Genomic DNA, 8230 nt, shown 5'->3' with positions numbered 1-8230 from the left:
CGGGGTGGGGACTTTTACCTGGCCACCAGCGGGGACATCGACATGGCCATTGACACCGGTGAAGTGCGGACTACTCCATTACACTCGGATTCTCTGCCAGCAAGCAAGCTGATCGACCCCACACAATCCTAAGCAATCGGACTCGCCGGTGTGATTCGCCGTGCCGCCGTGCGTGCAAACCATTCAATGCGGCAGGATACTGCACATGACAATCCAGAAAGCAGCACACTAATGAGCTTCCGCGCTTGGGTCACCAACGAACTCGCCGCTTCGGCCTTATTGCACCCAAGAGTGCGTGCGAGCCTGTTGAGAGCCACTGGAGCGAAGATCGGCCGCGCACGAATCATGCACGGCGTGAACATAGCCGGCGACGTCAGTGGACTTCGCATCGGTGACGGCACTTTCTTAAACACCGGCTGCTCGCTGCATCCCAGCGGGGGCATATCCATTGGGCAGAACGTCTCGTTTGGACCGCGCGTCGTGATCATGACTGGAACCCATGACATAGGGACTCCAGAAAAAAGGGCCGCAGAACCTACGCGGTTTCGGCCAGTCACAATCCACGACGGCGCATGGCTGGGTGCCGGCGTAATAGTCAATCCAGGCATCTCTATCGGCAAAGGGTGCATCATTGCGCCAGGTGCCGTAGTAACGAAAGACTGCGAACCGAATGGCTTATACACAGGGGTTCCAGCCGTCCGCAAGCGCGACCTGGGCGCATAACGCGACTATCAAAATATTCAGTCAACCGTCGGACATGAAACTGTGGGCACACCAATACTTTGTGCCCCGCCCCAGGCAGCAAATCGGCATCGCAACACTGCCGGCCATACCCACATCACCAGATAAATACTATGAATACCTGCCCCTCAAGGCGGTGGGCGCGGGGAGCCTAACATGCACCGTCGGCGACGGTCTTGCTAAGTGTCGCACTGCAGCGACTAAATGGCAGGGATGAGTATCCTACTGGTGATTAAGAAATCTAGAAGAGCTGGCCGGATAGCGTTTCGAACGATCATATCTACGAGAAACAGTCCTCAGCCATTTGCATGGGAAAAAATGCGCCAGGTGCTCATGAGATTGAATCACCCAGCACCTTCAAACTCGGATCAGTAGATATCAGACAAATAATTAGTATGAGTATATTGGACAATACCTTCCAGGTCCTGTTAAGAACTGAAGGGAACAAAATTCGCTCTCGATAGTGAGGCAATTTCCTCACGGATCGAATGAGGAACGTTCGGAAAATCGTTCGCGCTAAGGGCCTGGAACACAGTCGCAATCTGCCCCGAACAACCTGCACTGGGTTCAATGCATAGCTCCGGACAACTCAGCATGTCATACAGACCGGAAACTTTGCCCTGTGATGACATCGTCACTGGATACACTCCTGCGTTTATCGCCAACACAGCCAAATGCATCCGACCGGTCAGCACGAAGGTAGAACCCATAAGTATTGAAAATATCTCAGACGGAGAGAGCAATTCCTCAATAACCTTGCATTCCAAACCCCCCGTAGAGACCGCTAGATCCGCCAGGCAGAGCAAATCATCATTTCCAGCACGCCTCACATGTGGAACAAAAATTATCGACCATACTTTCGGATCCATCTGGGATATAAAGTTTTGATATTCGGTTCGTTGATCGTATTTTCCAGCCAGAAGGGCGCTGGCATTCACGACAGCAACCTTCTTGCCTTTTGCGCGCTCCATAGCCACCCACTCAGAATACGGAGATTCTTGCACTCGCTGCATGCGACTAAAGACGATATCAGCACCGTTCGAGACGGGCGACACATCGCTTTCCAAAAGCCTTCGGCGTGAGAATGAGTCGCGTGCGATCAGCCTTACCGACTCGGCTGCGATTCGAGCACAATAGGTGGCACTGGCTGTCCCGTGCGAATTCCAACTAAACCCGAGGACGCTGGCTTTAGAACCTAACTTCGCCGCCGAAATAACACAGGAAAACCGAGAGACGGATGCCAATGGATTATAGGCACCGTCCATTATATCCGCACCAATAAGCCATGTACTTTCACTACGCTTAGCATAATTGAAAAACCTGAAGAGGTCGGTAAATCTCTTAAGCGAACGCCCGTAAATCAGGTGCCGAAATTCGGCAACGCGGACTCGACCGAGGTGGGCTGACGGTATCACGAAGTCACATGAGTTCCGAACGACGAGGAGCACAGAGCCCACGGAATTATCCAACGCCGATTCAACCAGCGCCTGGTCGCCAATATTGCCTGCACCCGGAGGCGCTACCAACAAAAGCTCATATTGTCGCGCCTTGGTACTCGCGAATAAGACGTAAACCCGGACGCAGAGTCCATCTATCAAAAGAAGCACCAGCGCGAAAGCCCTGGAGTTAAATGCAGTCCGTACAAGATTCACTAGGACAGATCGCACGCCTTTGCCTCTCATAACTCACCTTTCGAAATTTTGCTCAAATTTACTCTGACCAGAATTGCCGATGCGGCTACCCTGAGGGAGTTCCCCGCACTTAGGCCAATCTGAGAACCAGCTGCGCCGGCCAACCAACTGCCAAGACCAACCGACATAAGGGTGATAGGCGCTATAACTGCCTTAGCCACGACTGACTGTCCAACTCTTCCGATAGCACGCAACACCAAACCTGAACCCACGCTCATTCCCATCAAGCATATTGCTGCAGCAGCCAGTGGAGCAAGCGATGCTCCAGATTCAGCAGACTCACCCATCAAGAATTCCAACACTGGAGTGGGAGCAATCTCGATTGCGGCAACTGAAACCAACCCAAAGATTCCGACTCCCAAGGCATAAATCCAGGGTAGCTTTCTTAGCGCTCGAAGATTTCCAGCCTTTCTTAGCCGTGCGGACTCGGGACCAAGAGCAAAACTGGCTCCTAAAGTGAAAACCATCAGCGGAGTGAGCAGTATTTGCGCAGCCCTTAGCTCACCAGCTGCACCATACCCGGCCATCAAAACGAGTATCAGAACCGACACCTGGTTAATTCCACTGCTTACGGCGAAGTCCGTGCAATACACAACCCCGATTTTACGAGATGACTTAAGCCAAGCCAGCCCTGACGTGACTGATGGAGAAACTTTAAGGACAGCGAGACCTATAGCGCAACTACAAAGCGCCCCAATTCCCCAAAACGCAATAAGCCTGTTCAATTCACCCGATCCAAGGGCTACCATCAACGGTATCTGGACACTAATCCAAGCTACTTCTATTCCAAAAGCTGCCCTGCTGCGCCCTAAATCGTTGAGCGCGAACCTAACGGTATCCTGCAGAAGGGCTACTGGCGTCATCGCAGCAAAAATTAGCATTGTCTTGACGTCCACCATGAGTGCCAGTCCAAGCGGAATAAATAGTGCCGACAGAACTATTGCTAAAAGTGCTGATGCGTTTAGAGCTGAACTCTGGCGCGGTCCGGATGGAAGCTTCGACACAGTGGCTTCCCTGAAGATCAGCGGTTCCGCAGTGAACCCCCGCTGGATGCCGATTCCGATATTGAATATCGCAAGAAGTAATGAAAAAACACCCAACAGCGATGTATCTATTGACCGGGCTACGATTATCGAAAAGGCCAAATTCGACCCACTCGACGCGACCTGAGATCCTGCGGACCACCCTATTCGCCGGAACGCGCTCAAGCTGACCACAGCGTACTCAACCACCGGGCAATGTGCACGCTGTTGGCCTGTACGCCCCCGTTTGACGGCCATACTTGAGGGGATCTCATTAGTTGGTTACTTCGGCTTCGATGAGAACTCGGCGAACTGGCAACTTCGGCGATTTCGTAACCACGGCATGAGGACTCGGGTAGCCGATTGCCACAAGCATGATTACAACCTCACTATCGTGGATTCGGGCAGCACTGCGTAATTTCCCATCTTGAGAACTCACGGTACTCCAATTTAAACAACACGACGCGATCCCAATTTCCTCAAGTGCATATATCAATGTCATCGCAAAGAGCCCACCGTCGATGTAGGCCTGGTTTCGCTCTCCTGCCGTTAGGAATGCATTCAAGTCACACGTAACGATGAGGATGCGCGAAGCGGTTTGCCCAAATCCAGAATTTCCGTTTTGCAGCGAGAGAATTCGATTCGCGGCGGCTCCTCTCGGCACGGAGCGCACCCGAGCTGCTTGACGGTTACAGACGCTGGGCGACGTTTGTGCAACTGCCACTGCTCGCGTCAGGTCTACATCGTCAATCATGCGTTCAGAGAAATTTCGTACGCTGCTTCTTTCCATTGCAAGTTGCGCAAACGATCTCTGATGATGCGCTGAAGCCGAATCGAATTGCATACCGACAGCCTCGGTCCCTCCGGTTAGGGCGAGAACGGATCCGTTGGCGCTTCGTAGGTCGGTCATCTTGGCAGTTAAGGCTGCCCACCACAGGGGCGACTCGGAGAGTGACGCGAAGTACTCTCGGTACGACTCCAGCGCACCCAATGCCGCTGACATGACGGAGGTATCGCGATCCGGCCGATTGACGTAGATTTCGCAGTTCTGCACCAGGCGCTCAATTGTCAACTGCCCGAACCACGGCCTGGGATGTGGGAGTGTCAATCCCTTCTCCACCCGGTGGTAGTCCATGACAATGTTCGCTTCAAGCGAACCAGTCGAAGCGTGCGCCAACGTTCCCGATGCCCGTGCATAGCGAGCAGCATCGTGAATGTATGAATCAGCCAGCAACCCGATGCTACGTAGCCGAACAATGGAATCCATGTTCTTTGCTCGCAGTCGGATCTTCTTCTTGATGCCAGTGATTGTTTTCAAAGCGGACTCCGATTTCGCCGTAGATTTTTGCGCCAACGCACTTCGGCTTGAGGGTTCTGCGTCGTCGTCGTTATCGCCCGCAAAGAATCTATCGATTGCCTCTGCTCTGCGATCCGTCGGACAAGCACATCTTTTGCCTCCCCAGAGTAGTATTCACTATTCTTGGCCACACTTTGAACGCCTTTCGCGATTGACTGCGGGTCATTCGGGTCAACATACGCAGCAGCGGTGGACAGAAATTGCGAAAGCACGGAGAAATTGCTAGTAACTTGTGGCTTTCCCGCCATTAGCGCTTCGTATCCAGCCCGCTGCATCGTAAAATCCCGCTTAGTCAGTGCGCAGATCAACTGCGCGTCAAGTACAAGGTCTTCGTAAACTTGATTAGTGACGTAGCCGGTAAATCTCACATTCGGTGTCGCTACACGTCTGATGTTTTCTGGCACCCTGCCTGTGAGGACGAAACGAATTTGAGGACAAAGCCCAGCCGCCGCGACAATCTCATTGACTGGTTCATCGTTGGCGTAACTCAATGGACACAGCACATATCCCTCGTTGCTTGTGGGCCCAATTTTACTCCTGTCCGAAAGAATGTCGTGAAGAACGAATGTACGCACACCACTGTTCAGTGTGATCTTTGCTAACTCAGCGTTGGTGACAACGACGGCCTCGTTCCTGAGGGTCCACAGACCTATTTTGGAGAACCATCTCCATTTCGGGTCAAGAAAATACCCGGTGTGGAGATCCGCAACAACGCGAGTATTGCGGCGCTTGAAGGCCATCACCGTCAAAAGCGCAGGTGCCGGTGGCAGCATCAGAAAGACGCTTGCCGAACTGCCAGAGCGGAGGCATCGGCGAGTTTGAAATATGGAACGGACGTACCGCTCAATAAGGGTTTTGCCGTCCGGCTTGATAAATTCTGTTTTCAGACCCAATTCTTCAGCCAATTCGGCACTTCGCCCGTGGTATCTAACCCAGCTTAGAAACATCGTCTACCCTAGTGATTGATACGGCGGTCGCTGAAATTATTGATTCCGGATTTATCTCCCCGATCTCTAGCGAAAGCCCAATTCCGGAATCGCTGACCAATTTGGCTATCTGTTCTTGGTGATCGTCTACATGTTCATTCCGGCCACTTCGCCGTGGAACCACTATCGGATACTTTCCCAAGTCAAGTATTTTGAGTATTGAGCCGACTCCACTATGTGTTATCACGGCATCTGCGTCAACAATATGTCTGGTGAAGTCTTCATCCGAAAGGACCTTGTGCGTCTGACCCGGTAGGTCAGTCCTTGTCGTGCATCCCAGTTGCCATACTGTTGTTGGTCCGCATAGTCCTGTGTCCAGTATCGCGTCGATCATTGCGTCGAATCTGTACGGCTTGATTGTTCCGAGCGTGACAAAGAGTCGCGGTTGTCTGGTCACAGCTGTGGTTGGCTGACCACGATAGGAATCCATCACCGTTCCCGCGTATGACCAACGGTGATTAGCCCATCGCCTGTGCTGGGTTTGCAGAGCCGTGAACCTTAGTGCTGCCAGTACACGGCCACTGATCGACGGCCCCTCGGTCCTAGAAACGCTCTCTATGTACCGTGTCGCTATGCCGCTTGCACGCGCGGCGGGAAGCGCCGCGAGCGCCAAGCCAGATCCTGTACTGATCGCCTCCGCGTAAGGGACACCATCTGCGGCAAGTGCCTTTCTAATCGCCAAGAAGGATTTGACGATATTCCGGTAGTCCCTTGGCGAGATGTAGGGCACATACAGGACTTTTCGGCCCGCCAGCAGAGATCGGCTCTGCTCGGTATCGAAGGTGATCCAGAGTGAATCCTCTGATGCTCCAAGGCTGGGGGCCAACTTGACGAGCTGCGCGAGGTGCCCGCCCGTCGAGGCCGCCAACACTAATGCCCTTCTTTTCTGGACTAAGTTCGGCACTCAAATCCTCCAAATTCGTCGAAATCGCAAAGCTCTGCAGGCCACCTCTGGTCCGCTTCGGTCCTAGTAAGCACCATTGCTACCAACCACCGCCTTTATGGTCTTGGCAATGATCAGCAGGTCACCCACCATCGACCAGTTCTCGACGTACGAAAGGTCCAGCCGCACAGTCTCTTCCCACGACAGATCGGATCGTCCGCTGACCTGCCACAAGCCCGTCACTCCCGGCTTGACCAGCAGTCGCCGACGAACCTCACCGTTGTAGGTCTCGACCTCACGGCGCAGCGGCGGCCTCGGCCCCACCACGCTCATCTCACGCTTGAGAACGTTCACGAACTGCGGCAGCTCGTCGAGGCTGAAACGCCTCATCACCTTGCCGACGGGTGTCACTCGCGGGTCGTCGCGCATCTTGAACAGGACCCCGCCGGCACCCTCGTTCTGATCGAGAAGATGCGCAACCTGCTTGTCCGCATCGACAGTCATGCTGCGGAACTTGATCATCGAGAACGGGTTTCCGTCGATGCCCATCCGCTCGGCCTTGTAGAACACCGGGCCACGGCTGGTGGTCTTCACTGCGATAGCTACTGCCAACAGGATCGGGGAGATCAGCATCAGCACCACAGCCGCGAAGGTCAGGTCGAACGCCGTCTTGCTGAATCGCTTCGCACCGTTGTACTGCGGTTTCTCGACGTGGATCAGTGGAAAGCCAGCTACGGGCCGCATCACCAGTCGGGGGCCGGCAACGTCGACGACACCCGGCGCGACCACCAGGTCCACGTGCTTCTTCTCCAGATCCCAGATCATCTTCCGGATGCCCTTGTGGCCGAGGTGCTCGGTGGCCGTCACAGCAACGGTGTCTGCGCCGCACTCCTCGATCGCGTCGAGTACGTCGTGCTCATCGCCCAGTACGGGGATGTCGGTGCCTTCCACATGAACGAGCCCGTCCCGCGGAGCCTCGTAACCAGGCATGCAGATTCCGACCACCGCGTAACCCGAGGACGGAGACTTCTCGAACGATTGCGCCATCGATACCGCCGATGCGCGACTGCCCACGATCAAAACGGAGGTCTTGTACTCGCCCTTGCTGCGCAGTCGAGTGGCAACTTTGCGCCACACCCATCGATTCAGCAGCAGTGCGACAAGTCCGGCCGGCAATGCGATCGCCAGATACAGCCGCGCAAAGTCGATCCGGAACAGCAGCGACACGATCGCGATGACACCGAACAGGCGGAACGTTGCCGAGACGATGCGTCGGTACTCCTCGGCACCGTTGCCGATGACACGAGGGGATCTGGTGCGAAAAATGGCAAGAAATGCAATCCAGAGACCGGCCAGGGCGACGGAGACGCCCGTGTACGTCATTGTCGACAGCAAGCCAGTGGTCTCGACATCCCCGAACCGAACGATCTGGGCCAGAGCAACCGACAGAGCCACGGCCAGTACGTCGGTCACCCGCAGGCGCGCGATGTACTGCTGCTCCCACACATGACGTGAGGTGAGCTTGCGCGTCGGCATGGCACCCGATCGAC

7 protein-coding genes are annotated in these 8230 nt (G+C 54.5%); 1 reads left to right on the top strand and 6 read right to left on the bottom strand.

Annotated features, from left to right (window positions below; translation table 11 throughout):
* Positions 1 to 186 precede the first annotated feature (186 nt).
* Entirely contained in the window at positions 187 to 723 is a 537-nt protein-coding gene (locus tag QM590_RS25845) for an acyltransferase (protein WP_332112691.1), read from the top strand.
* 446 nt (positions 724 to 1169) lie between these two features.
* Here QM590_RS25845 and QM590_RS08665 read toward each other — a convergent pair whose 3' ends face one another.
* The 6 genes from QM590_RS08665 to QM590_RS08640 all read right to left on the bottom strand — a co-directional run bounded on the left by QM590_RS08665 (position 1170) and on the right by QM590_RS08640 (position 8216).
* Positions 1170 to 2423, bottom strand: a complete 1254-nt coding sequence (locus QM590_RS08665) for a polysaccharide pyruvyl transferase family protein (RefSeq protein ID WP_269594575.1) — start codon at positions 2421 to 2423, stop codon at positions 1170 to 1172.
* The gene (locus QM590_RS08660) at positions 2420 to 3664 is read right to left on the bottom strand and encodes an MATE family efflux transporter (protein WP_269594574.1); all 1245 of its coding nucleotides are present in this window, start codon (positions 3662 to 3664) and stop codon (positions 2420 to 2422) included. The genes QM590_RS08665 and QM590_RS08660 overlap by 4 nt, the downstream gene beginning before the upstream one ends.
* A 64-nt stretch (positions 3665 to 3728) precedes the next feature.
* Positions 3729 to 4772 carry a nitroreductase family protein gene (locus QM590_RS08655; RefSeq protein WP_269594573.1) on the bottom strand — a complete coding sequence of 348 codons (1044 nt, stop codon included), beginning with the start codon at positions 4770 to 4772 and terminating at the stop codon, positions 3729 to 3731.
* Positions 4769 to 5716, bottom strand: coding sequence for a glycosyltransferase (locus tag QM590_RS08650; protein WP_269594572.1), 948 nt, complete (start codon positions 5714 to 5716; stop codon positions 4769 to 4771). The genes QM590_RS08655 and QM590_RS08650 overlap by 4 nt, the downstream gene beginning before the upstream one ends.
* A 22-nt stretch (positions 5717 to 5738) precedes the next feature.
* Positions 5739 to 6701, bottom strand: a complete 963-nt coding sequence (locus tag QM590_RS08645) for a glycosyltransferase (RefSeq protein WP_269594571.1) — start codon at positions 6699 to 6701, stop codon at positions 5739 to 5741.
* A gap of 63 nt (positions 6702 to 6764) precedes the next feature.
* Positions 6765 to 8216, bottom strand: a complete 1452-nt coding sequence (locus QM590_RS08640; RefSeq protein WP_269594570.1) for a sugar transferase — start codon at positions 8214 to 8216, stop codon at positions 6765 to 6767.
* Between the last annotated feature and the right edge of the window lie 14 nt (positions 8217 to 8230).

Origin of the sequence: Rhodococcus sp. IEGM 1372 (genome assembly GCF_030056835.1) — a bacterium.
Lineage (GTDB): Bacteria > Actinomycetota > Actinomycetes > Mycobacteriales > Mycobacteriaceae > Rhodococcoides.
This window is presented reverse-complemented; position numbering and strand designations above follow the sequence as displayed.